At 47.5% G+C, this 16,938-nt stretch carries 14 protein-coding genes; 7 read left to right on the forward strand and 7 right to left on the reverse strand.

What is annotated here, in order from left to right; all coding sequences use genetic code 11:
* Positions 1 to 14: 14 nt before the first annotated feature.
* Positions 15 to 332 (forward strand): hypothetical protein, encoded by a 318-nt coding sequence (locus BS614_RS16450; protein WP_074094749.1) that lies wholly within the window; start codon positions 15 to 17, stop codon positions 330 to 332.
* A gap of 258 nt (positions 333 to 590) precedes the next feature.
* On the opposite strand, the gene BS614_RS16455 is transcribed toward BS614_RS16450, so the two are convergent.
* The 7 genes from BS614_RS16455 to BS614_RS16485 form a co-directional block, all read right to left on the reverse strand.
* Positions 591 to 1,916: an SLC5/6 family protein gene (locus BS614_RS16455; protein ID WP_074094750.1), complete on the reverse strand. Its 1,326-nt coding sequence runs from the start codon at positions 1,914 to 1,916 to the stop codon at positions 591 to 593.
* A gap of 1 nt (position 1,917) precedes the next feature.
* The gene (locus BS614_RS16460; protein WP_074094751.1) at positions 1,918 to 2,616 is read right to left on the reverse strand and encodes a response regulator transcription factor; all 699 of its coding nucleotides are present in this window, start codon (positions 2,614 to 2,616) and stop codon (positions 1,918 to 1,920) included.
* Between the two features lie 39 nt (positions 2,617 to 2,655).
* Positions 2,656 to 3,420 (reverse strand): sensor histidine kinase, encoded by a 765-nt coding sequence (locus BS614_RS16465; RefSeq protein ID WP_074094752.1) that lies wholly within the window; start codon positions 3,418 to 3,420, stop codon positions 2,656 to 2,658.
* Positions 3,421 to 3,606: 186 nt separating this feature from the next.
* The gene (locus BS614_RS16470) at positions 3,607 to 4,596 is read right to left on the reverse strand and encodes an ABC transporter ATP-binding protein (RefSeq protein ID WP_074096869.1); all 990 of its coding nucleotides are present in this window, start codon (positions 4,594 to 4,596) and stop codon (positions 3,607 to 3,609) included.
* Between the two features lie 38 nt (positions 4,597 to 4,634).
* Positions 4,635 to 5,675, reverse strand: a complete 1,041-nt coding sequence (locus BS614_RS16475) for an ABC transporter ATP-binding protein (protein WP_084174901.1) — start codon at positions 5,673 to 5,675, stop codon at positions 4,635 to 4,637.
* Between the two features lie 21 nt (positions 5,676 to 5,696).
* Positions 5,697 to 6,617 (reverse strand): nickel ABC transporter permease, encoded by a 921-nt coding sequence (gene nikB / locus BS614_RS16480; RefSeq protein ID WP_074094754.1) that lies wholly within the window; start codon positions 6,615 to 6,617, stop codon positions 5,697 to 5,699.
* A 31-nt stretch (positions 6,618 to 6,648) separates the two neighbouring features.
* A complete protein-coding gene (locus tag BS614_RS16485) occupies positions 6,649 to 7,533 on the reverse strand; it encodes an ABC transporter permease (RefSeq protein ID WP_074094755.1) in 885 nt (294 codons plus the stop codon).
* 215 nt (positions 7,534 to 7,748) lie between these two features.
* Here BS614_RS16485 and BS614_RS16490 point away from each other — a divergent pair, with 215 nt between their 5' ends.
* The 6 genes from BS614_RS16490 (at position 7,749) to BS614_RS16515 (ending at position 16,862) form a co-directional block, all read left to right on the forward strand.
* Positions 7,749 to 9,020, forward strand: a complete 1,272-nt coding sequence (locus tag BS614_RS16490) for an amidohydrolase (protein ID WP_074096870.1) — start codon at positions 7,749 to 7,751, stop codon at positions 9,018 to 9,020.
* A gap of 57 nt (positions 9,021 to 9,077) precedes the next feature.
* The gene (locus tag BS614_RS16495) at positions 9,078 to 10,370 is read left to right on the forward strand and encodes an amidohydrolase (protein WP_074094756.1); all 1,293 of its coding nucleotides are present in this window, start codon (positions 9,078 to 9,080) and stop codon (positions 10,368 to 10,370) included.
* Between the two features lie 50 nt (positions 10,371 to 10,420).
* Positions 10,421 to 11,977 carry a glutathione ABC transporter substrate-binding protein gene (locus tag BS614_RS16500; protein ID WP_074094757.1) on the forward strand — a complete coding sequence of 519 codons (1,557 nt, stop codon included), beginning with the start codon at positions 10,421 to 10,423 and terminating at the stop codon, positions 11,975 to 11,977.
* Between the two features lie 20 nt (positions 11,978 to 11,997).
* The gene (locus BS614_RS16505; protein ID WP_074094758.1) at positions 11,998 to 13,299 is read left to right on the forward strand and encodes an amidohydrolase family protein; all 1,302 of its coding nucleotides are present in this window, start codon (positions 11,998 to 12,000) and stop codon (positions 13,297 to 13,299) included.
* Complete coding sequence (locus BS614_RS16510) at positions 13,280 to 14,437, forward strand: amidohydrolase family protein (protein WP_074094759.1); 1,158 nt, start codon at positions 13,280 to 13,282, stop codon at positions 14,435 to 14,437. Before BS614_RS16505 ends, BS614_RS16510 begins: the two co-directional genes overlap by 20 nt.
* 151 nt (positions 14,438 to 14,588) lie before the next feature.
* Positions 14,589 to 16,862: a putative PEP-binding protein gene (locus BS614_RS16515; protein ID WP_074094760.1), complete on the forward strand. Its 2,274-nt coding sequence runs from the start codon at positions 14,589 to 14,591 to the stop codon at positions 16,860 to 16,862.
* Positions 16,863 to 16,938: the final 76 nt, after the last annotated feature.

Consider the following 16,938-nt stretch of genomic DNA (forward strand, 5'->3'; position numbering starts at 1 on the left):
GAAAGGAACTTCCTATGCGTAAAAAAATCTTGCCCGTACTTTTAGTAGTAGCTGTTATTGGGATGATTCCTGTTACAGTAATATCGACGACTACGGTTGCGAAATCGCATGAAATTTCGGGTGAAGATCTTCCTGAAAGCTTAAGATATGACTCTAATCATCCAGATATAATTTATGTGAAGGATTGCGGGGTCTTCGAGAAAGTTGATTCGAGTTTAGTAGATTACGGCGAAGAAGAAGTTGTGTTCGATGATGTACAAAAGGTAACAGATAAAACGAATGTAATTGTTGCTTATGATGCAACTTACGTCAAAAAAGGTGAATGGGAATAGCCCATGCAATAGATTTATAATATGGAGCGCAAGGAGAGTTTTATTCTTCTTGGGCTTTTTCTCTGACGTTTGAGGTAAGTGAATACTAAAAAAATGAGAATCTCCTTCAGCTTAGGCTGGATGAGCTTCTTTTTTTGCTTACTTTGACGATGAATGAGCCAATGCAACTACTCGAAAGACTTGTTTCATCTTATTTTAGTGTAGCTGCTGAATCGTTTGTATGCCCTCAATTGCCTGGAACTTGATTCGAATCATGAATTAGCGATCTAAATCCATTGACATGTGTTGAGTGTGGCGACGAAGACCTAGCGTTACGAGTAGATAAATACAGGTCAGGACAGCCGATACAGCACTGCTGATCCAGATTCGTTCAAGCCCCGAAAAAGATGAAAGCATCTGCAACAAAAATTGAGCGATCCATCCCCCCAGTGTGATAAGAGGAAGTGCAATGCCGTGTGTACGCTTGTGAATTAAAGTCAGTAGCAGCATGGGACCAAGCATGCAAGCATGCAATGATCCGAACAAATACAGGATTTGAATTGGCGTCATCGACACGGAAAGGGAAATGATGGTTGCTATAAACATGGCCATGCAAATGATGATGTTCCGGGTACGTTTTTCACCGGAGTTGGCAAGGTTGAATTGTTCCATACATAATTTCAGAACGGCTTGAAACCGGCTCATATAGGACACCGTGAACATCAGGATTAGACATATAATCAACATTCCAAACAAAACGGGTGAATGGGTTATGGACAATAGCGGATAGATCAGAGACGGTATATTTGCCAGCCCACCAGAATGAATGGAGACCATCACGAGCAGTAGAAAAGCCATTAGCACCGTAGCATACATCATGCCTGACATCATAAATACTGGCACAATTTTGGATCGTTCGATGTGAAATAGACGCTGCCAGGTAGCCGGATCAGCAATAACCTGTCCCAGACCAACCAATACACCAGTTAAGATAAAAAGCAGTGCAGAATGGTTGTCGATCACCAGCATATAAGGATGATACAGGCGAATTCCAGAGTAAACTGGGTCAACACCTTGTCGGATAAAATAAAACAAAGGAAACATGATGGCAACGCTGAAAGTCAGAATGACTTGGGGAATAGCCAATGTATAGAGTGTCTGTAATCCAATAAAACCTGCAAGTAAAGAGCAGATGACGATAAAAGCCGTTCGCCCAGCAACTTCGGGAAGACCGAATAATTGATGAAAGAAGAATCCGGATACCATTCCTTGCAGGAGCACCGTTTCCAGAAGCAGTATCGCAAACAATCCTGTCATCAAACGAGCACCTGAAGGTGTCAGTTTGGCTGTCAGCCATTGACTCATTGTTGCCGCATCACCGGAGTGGCTTCGCACATATTTACCCAGCCATCCAAATAACATCAGCGCGAGGGCTGTAGCGAGAGAGTACCCCAAAGTGCCGTACAAGCCATAACGCATCAATGCTTCAGGCGAATCTACAATGTTGAGGCCGGTGAGCCATCTTCCAAGCAACGCAATAGTTCCAAGTCCAATACCCAGTTTGACAGGCGCCGCCAAATTGTCGCGGAAATGATTGTAACGCATCTTAATTCCTCTTCTCACGGAACTTTTTGGGTGGCATCCCCACATGTTTATGGAATTGTGTGCAGAAGTAGTGCTGGCTGTTAAAGCCACACCGCTCAGCAACGTCAGCAATATTCAAATCTGAATGACGGTGAAGGAGCTGTTTGGCGTACTCCATTCGCAATTGATTCAGATATTCAGAGAAAGAGATGCCTACTTCTTCATGGAAGAGTCGGCTCAGATAGGTTGGATTCATGTGAACAGCTGAGGCGAGCCCGGAGAGATTGATTTTTCCTGAAAACTGTTTTTGCATAATCTGGAGTGCTTCCTGAATGACTTTGGACTGCACGGCTGGCGAGGCATTATGATCAAACTCATGCAGTACTTCGAGCAATTCCTGTTCAATGACGGGCTTGGTGATGTAATCCATAACTTTCAGCTTGATTGATTGACGAGCGTATTGAAAGTTGTGGTGTGCAGAGATCATGATAATATGAATTTCGGGGTGAAGACGGCGCAGGTCCTCGGCAACGAGCAGACCGGATTTGCCAGGGAGATTGATATCGAGCAGGGCGAGTTGAATCTGTACTTCTTGTCCAATCGATGTGGCTTGTGTTCCATCGGCAGCTTTGTAGAGACGCCAGAAAGGAAATTGAGGCTGAATTAGAAATTCCAGCTGCTCCAGTTCCAGAGGCTCGTCATCAACCAGCAATACATTCATGATGAAGTCCCCCTATTCGTGATGTATCGTTCTCCATAATTAATGAGCTTTCAATATCTCTTCTTGGGTATAGGGCCAACGGACCTCAACGACAGCTCCTTCTTGTGGTCCCGCTGATAAGCTTAGAGAACTCTCCTCACCAAAAAAAATATGAAGTCGCTTTCTGATATTTTCCAGCCCATGTCCTTGAATCATTTCAGCTGAGGATATTGGTTTGAGACCCACACCATTATCGATTACGGTTAGCAACACTTGCTGTCGACTTCGAAGACAACGGATGGTTAACTCGACAGGGCCCATTTTTGGTTCAAGTCCATGTTTGAACGCATTTTCTACAATGGTTTGAAGCACAAAGGGAGGGATATAAGCATCAAGCACATTCTCATCGTATTCCGTGACAAGTCGCAAGCGTTCACCAAACCGCAGATGCTGAATCTCCAGATAATGACCGGTATAACGAATCTCTTCTTCCAGACGAATCATGGGCTCATCGGTATTGTACTTGAATTTGAGGAATTTGGAGAAAACCTCAAGTGCACCGACAACCTGTTCGGTACGACGTAGTCTGGCGAGACTGAGAATGACGTTGAGGGTGTTAAACATAAAGTGAGGCTGGATCTGTTGACTGAGCTGTACATACAGTGATTTTTGGAACTCTTTCTCCAACTCGATCTGTTTTTTTTGCATCCGAAGCAAGTCCAGCTGTTTCTCGAAAAAAAACAAAATCAATAGAGCAATCGCCCCCACAATGGGAGCGATTATGAATATTAGGACGATGAGGGTAAATTGATCAAGATTAATCATGATGGTCCTCCATGCTAAATGCTAACATTGGGTGTCTATTGAATCTGATAGAGCCATCCGTAAATCATAAAACTTATTAAAATATGAAGTTGAAAGGGAAATGTATTGTCATCTTAATTTATTTTGGTAAGTGATTCAATAGAGGGCAAGCAGTTTGTAAATGGTGCCCAAAAAAGCTTCATGATTTTAGGAAATAAGATGGCAGGCAGCCTGATGTCCCTCATGAATGGTGCGCAGTTCGGGAACTTCAGAAGAGCAGCGATCAACTGCAAATGGACAACGTGTATGAAACCGGCATCCACTAGGTGGGTGGATGGGAGAAGGGATATCACCGGTTAACTGAACACGTTCTTTGGGCTGATTACGTTTCGTCGATGGAATGGAACTCAGCAGTGCGCGTGTATACGGATGTTGCGGGCGATCAAACAGCGATTTTTTATCAGCGATCTCGACGATTGTGCCCAAGTACATCACGATCACACGATCAGAGATGTGACGGACCACACCAAGATCATGGGAAATAAACAGGTAGGTCAGTTGATGTTGTTTCTGAAGTTTTTTGAGCAAATTAATAATCTGAGCCTGGATGGATACATCCAGTGCAGAGACGGCTTCGTCACAGATAATCAATCGGGGCTCCAGGGCAAGTGCTCGAGCGATACCAATCCGTTGGCGCTGCCCACCACTAAATTCATGAGGCAAACGATCAATATGCTCCGGACGCAAACCAACATTGTCCATCAGTTCACGGATGCGTTCATCCTGTTTGCCGCGAGGGACTACTTTCTGGATCTCCAGTGCTTCCTTCAAAATCTGTCGTACGGTCTGGCGTGGGTTTAAAGAGGCGAAGGGGTCTTGAAAAATAATCTGCATATCCTTGCGCATTCGCTTTAACTCAGCTTTATTTAACTCTAGAATGTTCTTACCCTGAAAATATATCTCTCCACTCGTTGGATCATCGAGTCGCAGGATGGAACGGCCCGTCGTTGATTTGCCACAACCCGACTCCCCTACAATGCTGAGCGTTTCACCTGCATGAATCTGAAAGCTGATGTCATCCACAGCTTTGACATGGTGAACCACTCTGCCAAGCAGGCCTCCTCGAATCGGAAAGTATTGTTTCAAATGCCTGATATCAGCAAGGACATCAGAACTCGAAAGTGCCGAAGATTCCATGTCCGTTGCGGATAATTGGCGGTTCATGTGGATGCTTTTCATATCACTTTGCTCCCTTCCTGATTCGAGATGTGCGGTTGGCCGCTTACATAACAGTCACTCCATTGATCGTCATACATCCAACAGCGTACCGATTCTTCATCAGAACTTTTCAACAGCTCAGGCTGCGCCATAGAACAGATATCTTTGCGGAAAGCACATCTGGGGGCGAATCGGCACCCTGAAGGCAGATCATAAGGACTCGGAACAGTTCCCGGGATGGCTAACAACTCGTCCTGGTCCTCATCGATCCTTGGCAGTGACTGAAGCAGTCCCTGGGTGTATGGATGTTTGGGGTTATCAAATATGGAATCCACAGAGGCGTATTCAACAATCTGTCCTGCATATAGAACAGCCACGCGGTCACAGGTTTCTGCAACAACACCCAAATCATGTGTGATCAGGATGATGGACATGCCCATACGCTGCTGGAGTTGCTTCATCAGATCAAGAATCTGAGATTGTACAGTTACATCGAGCGCTGTCGTGGGTTCGTCTGCGATTAACAGATCAGGTTGACAAGCCATAGCCATTGCAATCATGACGCGTTGACGCATGCCGCCACTAAGTCGGAAGGGTTCCTGATGCGCGCGTTCTTCAGGGGAAGGTATTCCTACCATGCGCAACAGTTCAACAGCCTTTGCCCAAGCTTCCTTCCGTCCCAGGTTCTCATGCAGCCTGAACACCTCAGCAACTTGTTCTCCGACTGTATAAACAGGGTTCAGCGAGGTCATTGGTTCTTGAAAAATCATGGATATCTCTTTGCCGCGAATGCACCGCATCTGTTCTTCAGACTTGGTCAGCAGATCCTCATTCTTGAACAAAATCTGACCTCCGACCGTTCGGCCCGGCCGACTTAGAAGCTGCATGATGGAGAGAGATGTCATGCTTTTTCCACAACCGGATTCTCCAACCAGACCTAGTGTTTCTCCGCGATGTACACTGAAATCAATGCCATCAACGGCTTTGCTAATTCCTTCGTCCGTAAAAAAGTATGTTTGCAGTCCTTGTACTTCCAGCAACTTCTCCTGCGTTACCATAGCCATGCGATTTTCTCCTCCTTAATCCATCTCAATTCTTTTGTTGAAGTACCGGTATAACAGATCCACACCCAGATTCACGAAAACAAAAATGACAGAAGCAACAAGTACGCCTCCTTGTACGACAGGGAGGTCCCTCATACGAATGGCATCAACGATCAATCGGCCCAGACCATTGATAGCAAAAACAGATTCAACCAGAACCGTCCCGCCAAGCAGTGTTCCAAATTGCAATCCGATGACAGTGATTACGGGAATAAGCGCGTTTTTGAGGGCGTGTTTGTATACAATGAGTCTATTTTTCAGACCTTTTGCCCGTGCGGTACGGATGTAGTCCTGATGAATGACATCTAGCATACTCGAACGGGTCATTCGGGCAACGATGGCGGCTCCCGAAGCACCAAGCGTGATAGCAGGTAAGATGACGTGTTCCAGGCTTCCCCAGCCGGTAACGGGTAAGAGATGAAATTTGACGGAGAAAAAGGAGATTAACATCATGCCCAGCCAGAAGCTGGGGAGCGAGATGCCCATCAGGGCAACCAGCATAATCAGGCGATCGGCTGTACTATGCTGACGGGTGGCGGATACAATTCCCGCTATCATACCAAGTACAATCGTGATGACAATACTGGCCAGTGCCAATTGAATGGTGGTGGGCAGGCGAAGCATAATTTCGTCCATTACCGGATGGTCTGAGCGATACGAAGTTCCCAGATCTCCGCGAAACACATCGAACACATACTGGATGTATTGCAGCGGAAGAGGTCGATCAAGTCCCAGATCATGGCGGATGGCTTGTACCGTTTCTTCAGATGCCCCGTCTCCGGCGATGAGAACGGCAGGGTCTCCGGGGACCATTTGCATAATGAGAAAGACAACCAGAATGACGCCAAATATAACGGGAACGGTCTGAATGAGGCGTCGCACAATGTAAGTCAGCATATAGGATGTTCTCTTCCTTTCATGAGCAAAGTTATTTTAATTTGGGGTCAAGTGCATCACGTAGACCATCACCAAACAGATTGAAGCCAATTACAAGTGTGGAGATGGCGAGGCCGGGGAAAAGAGCCAAGTATGGGGCACTGAACATGTAATCACGTCCACTGCTTAACAGGGCGCCCCATTCTGCGGAAGGAGGCTGAGCACCCAGACCTAGAAAGGAAAGACCTGCTGCGGACAGAATGGCAGTTGCGAGGCGCAACGTAATCTGCACGATTATAGGCGACATAATATTGGGCAATATGTGCACGAGAATGATTCGCAGATCACTTCCGCCAAGCGTGCGTATGGAATCAATGTATTCGAGCTTCCGGACCGTCAGTGTTGAGCCTCTTACAATTCGTGCAAACATGGGAATGGAGAAGACACCAACAGCAATCATGACATTGATCAGGCTTGCTCCCAGTGCACTGACGATAGCCAAAGCGAGCAAAATACCCGGGAAGGCCAGAAGGATATCCATGATTCTCATAATAATGGCATCCATCCAACCGCCGTAGTAACCAGCTATCAGTCCCAGGAGCACACCGAAGATTGCACCAATACTTACAGCAGCAATACCGATTAATAGGGATAAACGTGTTCCGTAGATGATGCGGCTAAGCAGGTCGCGACCCTTATCATCCGTACCCATCCAGTGATCCCAGGAGGGGAGAAGTAATTTGTCAGGCAGATGGATGTTATAAGGATCGTATGGAGCAATCCACGGGGCAAAAAGAGCAACAATAATATAGAAGAGAACAATGAGGCCTCCGGCAGAGGCTAGTTTGTTTGCTGCCATACGGGTAAGAAACTTACGTAGTTGACCAGGTCTTATTACCGTGTGTGGAGCAGCAGGTGTGATCGCAGATTGATTCATAGGAGCCTCCCTTATCGCTTGATATGTTAATAAAACTAACACACAATAGTGAAAAATAAAGGATTTTTACACATGAAGTAAAAATAACGAAAATTTAAGTAAAGATCATGTAAATAAACATGACAATTAATCGCTAGAATGGAATTCAAGGCAGGATTGATAGCCTCCAACTCCAAAACAAAGAATTAAGAAGGGGGAGATGCGAATTGGACTACATGAATTCAACAGACTACTGGCTGCTTAATGTTCAGATTGAACGCCGCTATGTCTATGACGGGGATGCTGTACGGGGTACGGAAACAGAACTTAGTCATGTACAGATTAGAGAAGGGGTGATTGTGCAAGTCATTGCGGCTGACAGGATGAATTCGGTCAACATGGACGGAGAACAGATTCTGGCGGAGCCTGCGTATGATGGCAGAGGAATGTTGATGTTACCTTCATTTACTGAGAAGCATGTTCATCTGGATAAAACGTTGCTGGGCGAACCTTGGCAAGCGGTTATACCCGCCAGCGGGGTGGCCGGCAGATGTGAAATCGAAAAAAGGCTTCTTCCGCAGCTTGTCACACCGCCGTTGCAAAGGGCTGAACTTCTGCTTAAACGTCTGATTGAAGCAGGTTCTACTCATATACGGACCCATATCGATGTGTATCCTGAAGCAGGAACGAAACAACTGGAACCCGTATTGAACTTGTTCCATTCTTATCGTCATCAGATTACACATGAGGTTGTGGCGTTCCCCCAGCATGGTTTATTGCGCTCGGGCAGTAAAGCATTGGTTCGTGAGGCGCTTCAGCAAGGGGCTCATCTGGTCGGCGGGGTTGATCCTGCAACAATGGACACAGATCTGGAGGCGAGTTTGCAGCTGATGGTGGAGCTTGCAGTTGAAGCGGGTGCAGGTATTGACCTGCATCTCCATGATCCGGATTATTTGGGCACCTATACAATGAAGAGATTGGCAAGGTTGACTGTGGAAGCAGGACTGCAGGGAAATGTATCGATCAGTCATGCATTTGCACTTGGTGAAGTCAGTGAGGCAGAAGCGCGATCTACAGCAGATCTGTTGGCAGAGGCGGGAATAACCATCATAACCAGTGCGCCTCATGGTCGAACACTGCCACCTGTGCCTCTGCTGTGGGAGCATGGAGTGAACGTGGAAGCGGGGTGTGACAACATTTATGATACGTGGCAACCCTTCGGAAACGGGGACATTCTGGAACGTGCTTCGAGACTCGCAGAACGGTTTGCCTGGATTGATGAGCGTTCGTTAGCCCGGTCGCTGAGACTAATCACGGGAGGCAGAGAAACAATGGATGCTCAAGGTGAACGGGTGTGGCCTGTTCCGGGTGATTCGGCAGATTTGGTATTGGTGGATGCGAGTTGTGCAGCGGAAGCTGTCGCCCGCAGAGCACCAAGAAAAGCGGTTTTCTCCAAAGGACATCTCATCTGGGATGATCAGAAGGGACACCGAAAGGTGCATGAGTAACCCTTTGGACAAACCTACGGATGTTCATTGGATTCAGATCATTTGACTAAAAAGGGGATGAGGAGCATTTTACAGCATCAGCATACACCGTATTGGTTACGTAATGTCCGTCTGGAACAAGGGTATCGTTATGAGAATGATCATATAACCGGGACCATAAGTGAATTGTTTGATCTATGGATCGAACATGGAAAAATCATGCGAATCGTTAAAACGGAAGATCGTAATAGTTCAGGTTCGTTAACGACGATTACTACAGAATTAATGAATGAAGGAGAAGCGGAGTTGGCCATGCCAAGCTCAGATCGGGATGCCGGAGGTATGCTGCTTTTACCAGGCTTCCGAGAAATGCATATTCACATTGATAAAACGTATTACGGTGGACCTTGGATCGCGCCGACGCCACCTGAAGGAATTTTCAAAAGAATTGCAGAGGAGCGTGAACTGCTGCCGCGGCAATTGCCGCATGCGCAGGAGAGGGCTGTGAAAGTATTGTCTCTTCTGCAATCCAGCGGGGTTACGCATGTGCAAACCCACTGCAATATTGATCCCCAGATCGGGCTTGCCAACCTTGAAGCAACGGTGTCAGCCGCAGCTCAGTTTAGCCAGAGTCTCACATGTGAGATCGTGGCGTTTCCACAACATGGTCTTCTACGCAGTGGCGTCGTTGCAGAAATGAAAGAGGCACTGCGACGCGGTGCACGCTGGGTAGGCGGGGTGGACCCGGCAACGGTGGATAATGATATTGAAAAATCACTCTTTAACATCATGGACCTGGCGGTGGAAGCCAATGCAGGAGTGGATATTCACATTCATGATCCGGGTCATTTGGGCACATTTACGATGAATCGTCTTGCAGCGATGACGGAGCAGGCCGGTTGGCAGGGACGTGTGAATGTGAGTCATGCATTGGGTTTTGCAGACGTTACAGAAACGATGCAGGTGCAACTGGCCGAACGGTTTGCGGAACTGGATATCTCGATAACGTCAACTGTGCCGCTTAACCGCTGGATGCCCTATTCTCTTCTGAAGAAATACGGAGTTCGAGTTGAATTGGGTGAAGATACCATTACGGATCACTGGGGACCTTTCGGCCGTGGAGACATATTGGAACGAGCCGGACGGTTGGCTGAGCGTGAGAGATGGAGTTCAGAACGGGGATTAGCCGAGACACTGGGATATATTACAGGGGGAATCACCCCGTTAGATGTACAGGGTAATGTTCAATGGCCTCTCATTGGTGATCCAGCGACAGCGGTTCTTGTGCAGGCTTCCTGCTCGGCTGAAGCGATCGCAAGGCGTTCAGCGCGAGGTGCATTCATATATCAGGGGAATCTGGTTAACGTGTAACATTCAGACATATTGCATCATTCAATCCACAACGGAAGTAGGAGATTATTATGAAAAAAAGAGGGTTTGTCGGAAGCATGCTGGCATTGTCCATGACACTTGTAATCAGTGCTTGTTCATCGGGAGGAACATCTACTGCAGGTGGTGAAGCGGTCTCTCCGGGAGAACGCCAATCGGGCGGTACACTGGTCATAGCGAGACAGAGTGATGCAAATAATCTGGACCCTCAGTACAGTTCCCAGATTAATTCGATGGCGGTATACCATCATAAAATAACAGAAGGGCTTGTCTTGATGGACAAGAACAGCAAGTACCAACCATTGCTGGCTACGGAGTGGACGCAACTGAATGATACAACATGGGAGTTCAAATTGCGTGAGGGAGTGTCTTTCCATGATGGGACACCTTTTAATGCAGAGGCTGTTCAAAAAACGTTTGAACGTATTCCGGCTACACCCAAAGCAGGCATGTTCTCCATGATCAAGGAAGTGAAGGCGGTGGACGAGCATACGATTCAGTTTATCCTGAATTATCCTTACGCTCCAATCATGTCGCTGCTTGCCAGTGCGGAAGGAAATATACTTAGCCCGGCTTCCATAGAATCGGCGGGAACAGATATGGTGAAGGAACCTGTCGGAACAGGACCGTTTGTATTTGAATCATGGACGCCAGGAGACAAAATTGTACTTGCTAAAAATGAAAATTATTGGGGCGACAAACCAAACATTGATAAAGTGGAGTTTAAAACCGTCCCGGAAGATACGACTCGCTTAGCGATGGTTGAGACAGGAGAGGCTCAGGTAGCAGAACAGGTTCCCTCCACGGAGATTGCGCGGATTGAAGCATCTTCAACCATGAAACTGGGGCGTTACGAGGCTTTTTCTACGGACCATATAGGGTTTAATACAAGCAAAGAGCCATTTAACAACCCGTTGGTTCGCCAGGCTGTAGCGTACGCGGTGGACAAGGAATCTATCGTCAGCGGCGTGTACAACAATATTGGCAAGGTAACGGACTCCACACTTGGAACCACGATGATCGGATACAGTTCCAATGTGAAGGGGTACAGTTATGATCTGAACAAAGCGAAGTCCTTGCTTGCTGAGGCTGGCTATCCAGAGGGGTTCTCGGCCACGTTATATACCAGTGATAATAAAACAAGGGTGAACGTAGCGGAAGTATTACAGTCTCAGTTGAAAGGTATTGGAATTAACCTTGAGGTGAAAGTGCTGGAGTTTGGAGCTTACATTGATGCAGCAGCCAAAGGGGAAACCGAAATGTTCCTGAGTGGATGGGGGAATGCAACAGGCGATGCGGATTATAACCAGTTCAACCTGTTTCACAGCACCTCCAAAGGAGTCCCTGGTAATCATTCCTTCTATAATAATCCGGATGTGGATCAGTTCATTGAAGATGCCCGGAAAGAAACGGACCCGGATAAACGCACTGCCATTTATGAAAAAGCGATTCAACTTGAGCTGAATGATGTTCCCATTCTACCGTTCCGTAATGGGGAGAATCTGGCAGCCCTCTCCAAAGATGTGGATGGGGTATGGATTAGTCCATCCGGTTTTGTTGAGATCAACAGCGCAAGCTTTCTGAAATAACGGACGGAGGAGTGGTCAACATGATCCGCCAACTCATTCAAAATTGCCGGATTCCCGGGAGTCATGGACTACATGATATCGTATTGCATGGTACAACCATTGAGCAGATCCTGCCGTCTTCGGACGGTGGGGGTTCATCCATAAGTGACATGACAGGTATGATCCATGGAGAACTTGAAGAAAATCATGGGCAGTATGGATTTATATTTGATGCTAAGGGTGGTCTCGTACTGCCAGGTTTAATTGAGCCCCACGTCCATCTGGAAAAGGCGCTTTTGCTTGATTGCATGCCTGGTGATGCTGCCTCATTGCAGGAAGCGATCTCGATGACAGCTGCGCTTAAGGCCGGGTTTACGGAGTCCGATATGATCCAAAGATCCATAGAAGTCATCCGAAAACTGTCCCGTTACGGCGTAACCAGACTCCGTTGTCATGTTGAAGTGGACCCCATGCTGGAACTACGGGCTATGAACAGTGCGTTGACTGTGAAAGAAAAAATGGAGGACATGATGGGGATCCAGATTGTGGTCTTTCCGCAAGAAGGAATTTTTAGTACCCCAGGTACCGCAGATCTTATGGAAGAGGCAGTAAGGATGGGAGCCGACGTAATTGGTGGAATTACTTATGTTGATCCCATACTGGATGATCATCTGAATTTTGCGTTTGAACTGGCTGCGCGGTACAATCGCCCCCTTGATTTCCATGCTGATTTCTCATTAAATGCTGAAGATGAAGCTATACTTCACATTGCGAATAAGACCTTGGATTATGGGTTCCAGGGTAGAGTTTCGGCTGGTCATGTAACTTCGCTTGCGGCTATGCCTCGGGAAAAGGTGAAGTTATACGCTAGAAAGATTGCAGAAGCGGATATCCATCTCATGACCCTTCCTGCAACAGATCTGTACCTGAATGGTCGAGCGGATAACGATAACACCCGCAGAGGCATAACGCCGGTTAGTTTGTTGCGGGACGAAGGGGTCAACGTGATTTACGGCGCTAACAATATTCAAAATGCCTTTACACCTTTTGGTAATGGCAATCCGTTTGATATCGCTTGGTTGCTTGCCCATGCGGCCTACATGGGGAGTGAAGCGGATGCCGATACTTTGGTGGAGATGGCAACACTTGGTGCAGCACGGGCGATGGGGATAGAAAATTATGGTCTTCGAGCTGGAGCACAGGCCGATCTGGTCATATTTCCAGTGCAGTCAAGGCGTGAACTGATTATTGAACGACCGCGACCTGTTGGAGTATGGAAGAATGGTCGCCTTCTGACTACGAGAGTGGAGGATGGAGAATGTCATGAAATTAGTTATCGATAATGTACTTTTGCCTACTGGAACACACACTTTGGTTATTGAAGAGGGGAAGATTACACAGGTCATAGCAGAATCCACGGATCAGGATCAAATAATACATGCTCGCCAGAGCGCTTCCGAATCATGGAACGCTGCCGGGCTTGTGTACCTTCCCACACTTGCAGACATGCATTGCCATCTGGACAAACATCATATCGGTGAACGCTGGATTCCCCTAGAGCCGTTCCAGACACTGGAGTCCCATCTTGCTTATGAAAAAAAGCTGCTGGGTGGATTGACCCAAACGGTGGGACAACGGGCGAAAGTTCTTGCGGAACAAATGATTGATTACGGTACAACGCGCATTCGTACACATGTGGATGTGGACTCTGAGGTGGGGCTCCGAAATCTGGAGGCAATCCTACGCGTACGAGATGAGCTTCGTGATGATATGGACATTGAGATTGTGGCATTTCCACAGCAAGGGCTCATTCGTTCATCATCTGAACAGATCGTGAAGGAGGCGCTGGCACTAGGTGCCGATCTGGTTGGTGGTGTCGACCCGGCAGGTCTGGATCAGGATATGGAACGCAGTTTACAGATGATGTTCGATTTGGCTACGGCTACAGATAAGGGGATCGACCTTCATCTGCATGATGGAGGTGAACCCGGTTTAGCTACCTTACGGCGATTTGCTGAATTGACAATGGAGGCAGGACTTCAACATCGAACAGCGGTTAGTCATGCCTATTGCTTGGGGCAGCAAACGGAATCCGACGTACAGCCTACCCTTGATGTATTAAAACATGCTGGAGTAACACTCGTATCTAGTGTGCCTATTGATCGTCCAATGCCGCGAGGAAGCCAAATCCTCAAAACAGGTGTTAACTTCATGCTTGGCTCCGATAACATCCGTGATGCCTGGTCTCCATTCGGCAACGGGGATATGTTACAGCGAGCTTCCCGAATGGCTGAACGTGAAAATTGGGTCAGTGATGACAGGTTGCTGGGCACCTATGCGTGGGTGAGTAATGGCAAGTTAACCCCGAGCGTTGGTGATTCGGCTGACTTCATGTTAGTTCGGGCATTAAACGCCCAGCACGCCCTAACTTCTGTACCCGCGCGCGCGGCGGTATTCAAAAAGGGCAAACGTATACGTTGAGATAAAAAAATACGTTTTACATTCCGAACACAAATTGCTGAAGCAAATGTCCTTGACTGCCTCATTGCAACATACCATTAACTAAAGGACAATTCGAAGGGTTGGGTTGCCTTTTAAGCATAGCCATGTAATGGCAGATGGGAGCGCTGTAATGACGAAACGGGTAGTTCTGTTGAAAGAAGGTACGGCAGAGATGAAAGGGCTGATGGGTAGTAAAGGGGCTGAACTTGCAGTGTTGCTTCAGGCAGGTTGGCCCGTTCCGGCCGGGTTCATTGTAACAAGGGAAGGCTGTCGCGCGTTCTGTACCCGTCTTGGACATCTTTCCACAGAAGAAGTTCAAGAGATTGGCAGCGCAGTTCGGCACTTGGAGGAGCAAACAGGAAAATTTTTCGGTGATTCTTTAGCACCGCTGCTGCTTGCCGTGAGGTCAAGTGAAGCGAGTTCCCATGATACGGAATCCCTTGCTTTGCTTCATGTGGGATTGAATGATGTGACGGTTGAGGGGCTCGCCAGGCAGACCAATGATCGACGGTATGCGCTTAACTGTTATCGGATTTTATTGCAGGATTATGGTCAGCTAGTACATGGCATCTCGTATTCCCTATTTGAAGAGAAATTGGGTGACCTCTCGATCCTCGATGAAGCGAAGCTGGAATTCGCCATTGCAGAATATAAGCAATTAATAGAAGATATAGGGCTTCATCCATTCCCTCAAGATGTTCAATTACAATTAAAAGAAGCGATTCGTGCGGTTTCTCATACACAGTGTGTACCTCGACTCAATTCCCAACAAGAAGCTGTTCTCCAAACCACTCCACGCTCAGGGGATCATCAAGGAGCTGCGGCTCTTATTCAGGTGATGGTCAATGGTGAGCAAGGTGAACGCAGTGGCAGCGGCACGGTATATTCCCGTCATCCGGCTACGGGGGAAAGAGGCATGACAGGCGAGTATTCTGCATCTGCTGTTTCCCAATTTCAGGATGAAGGACTGAATCAGTTGCGGAGAGAAGAACCTGAATTATATGATCTTCTATTGGAAGCCTGCAGCTATCTGGAGAATGGTATGGGAGAAGTTCAAAAAATCCAATTCATTATTGATTCAGGGGAGCTGTATCTTTTGCATGTCAGTCCAGCGTGCTTGAGTGCTAAGGCCGCCTTGCGGAGTACTTTTGATTTTGTGCATGAAGGGGTAATCACCAAAGCAGATGCGCTATTGCGTATCAAGCCGTGGCATGTGACAGAGATGTTGAGAGGGTTCTCAAGTTATACACCAGAGCTACAGCTTCTGCTCGAATGGGCAGATGAATTAAAGGCAATAACGATACTGTCCAATGTAGATCATCCACAAGACGCGATTACAGCTAGGGCACTCGGCTCGGAAGGTATTGGTTTGTGCCGTACAGAACATATGCTCATGTCTGCTTCAAGGCTTCCTTTTGTACAAAAAATGATTCTGGCAGACAGTGAATCTGAGCGCAGGCGTGGGTTGGAGCGTCTGTTACCGATGCAGCAGTCTGATTTTGAACAGATATTTGAAGCGATGGATGGATACCCGGTAACGATACGTTTGCTCGATTCGCCGTTGCATGAACTGCTACCGGATCTGGGAGTGTTGGAGAAACGACGTGAGTGGTTACGAGCAGAGGAGTGGCAGGAGCAAAAAGACCATCAGATTGAACTCGAGGAACTGGAGCGTGTAATTCGCAGAGTCTGTGAATTGCATGAACATAATCCGACATTGGGGCAACAGGCTTGTCGGCTGAGTACGGTGTTCCCGGAGATCGTTGATATGCAGCTGGAAGCGATATTCCGCGCAGCGGTGAAAGGTATCCGGCAAGGCTGGTGGGTACGTCCCGAGATTATGATCCCGCAGATCGGTCATGTGCATGAACTTCAGGTGATGAGAGATCTGGTGGATCATGTGGCTGACCAAGTGCTTGGTGAGGAGAAGCGGCATTGTCTGTATAGAGTGGGGGCGATGATCGAAGCTCCGAGAGCGGCGCTGACGGCGACTCACATTGCTCGCCAGGCTGACTTTTTCTCGTTTGGCACGGATGAGCTGACAGAGATGACATTTGGATATAGTCGCCATGAAGCCGAGAAGCGATTCATTCAACTGGATACGGACTCTCGCACGGTAACGAATAATCCATTCCATGTGCTGGACACGGAGGGAGTCGGACAACTGATTGAGATGGCGGTAGTTCAGGGTCGAATTCGAAAACCTCATCTGAAGACAGGGATCTGCGGAGCGAATGTAGTTGATCTGGAGTCCATTACGTTCTGCCACCGCATTGGTCTGGATTACGTAAGCTGTTTGCCTGAACAGATCCCTTATGCACGAATTGCTGCTGCACAAGCAGCCATTAAGGCACAGAGAGAGGGAGCGGACACGCAGAACACGGATATCTCTACAATTGCGTAACGCTCACCCTGTCCTACACGGAACTTCCATGGAATAGCAACCAGAAAACTGTTATACTGAAATATGCGTTTTGTAA

The sequence above is a fragment of the Paenibacillus xylanexedens genome, assembly GCF_001908275.1.
GTDB lineage: Bacteria > Bacillota > Bacilli > Paenibacillales > Paenibacillaceae > Paenibacillus > Paenibacillus xylanexedens_A.

Coding starts and splice junctions, on each gene's coding strand:
- BS614_RS16450 (WP_074094749.1), top strand. CDS start 15: ATGCGTAAAAAAATCTTGCCCGTACTTTTAGTAGTAGCTGTTATTGGG.
- BS614_RS16455 (WP_074094750.1), bottom strand. CDS start 1,916: ATGCGTTACAATCATTTCCGCGACAATTTGGCGGCGCCTGTCAAACTG.
- BS614_RS16460 (WP_074094751.1), bottom strand. CDS start 2,616: ATGAATGTATTGCTGGTTGATGACGAGCCTCTGGAACTGGAGCAGCTG.
- BS614_RS16465 (WP_074094752.1), bottom strand. CDS start 3,420: ATGATTAATCTTGATCAATTTACCCTCATCGTCCTAATATTCATAATC.
- BS614_RS16470 (WP_074096869.1), bottom strand. CDS start 4,596: ATGGAATCTTCGGCACTTTCGAGTTCTGATGTCCTTGCTGATATCAGG.
- BS614_RS16475 (WP_084174901.1), bottom strand. CDS start 5,675: ATGGTAACGCAGGAGAAGTTGCTGGAAGTACAAGGACTGCAAACATAC.
- nikB (WP_074094754.1), bottom strand. CDS start 6,617: ATGCTGACTTACATTGTGCGACGCCTCATTCAGACCGTTCCCGTTATA.
- BS614_RS16485 (WP_074094755.1), bottom strand. CDS start 7,533: ATGAATCAATCTGCGATCACACCTGCTGCTCCACACACGGTAATAAGA.
- BS614_RS16490 (WP_074096870.1), top strand. CDS start 7,749: ATGAATTCAACAGACTACTGGCTGCTTAATGTTCAGATTGAACGCCGC.
- BS614_RS16495 (WP_074094756.1), top strand. CDS start 9,078: ATGAGGAGCATTTTACAGCATCAGCATACACCGTATTGGTTACGTAAT.
- BS614_RS16500 (WP_074094757.1), top strand. CDS start 10,421: ATGAAAAAAAGAGGGTTTGTCGGAAGCATGCTGGCATTGTCCATGACA.
- BS614_RS16505 (WP_074094758.1), top strand. CDS start 11,998: ATGATCCGCCAACTCATTCAAAATTGCCGGATTCCCGGGAGTCATGGA.
- BS614_RS16510 (WP_074094759.1), top strand. CDS start 13,280: ATGAAATTAGTTATCGATAATGTACTTTTGCCTACTGGAACACACACT.
- BS614_RS16515 (WP_074094760.1), top strand. CDS start 14,589: ATGACGAAACGGGTAGTTCTGTTGAAAGAAGGTACGGCAGAGATGAAA.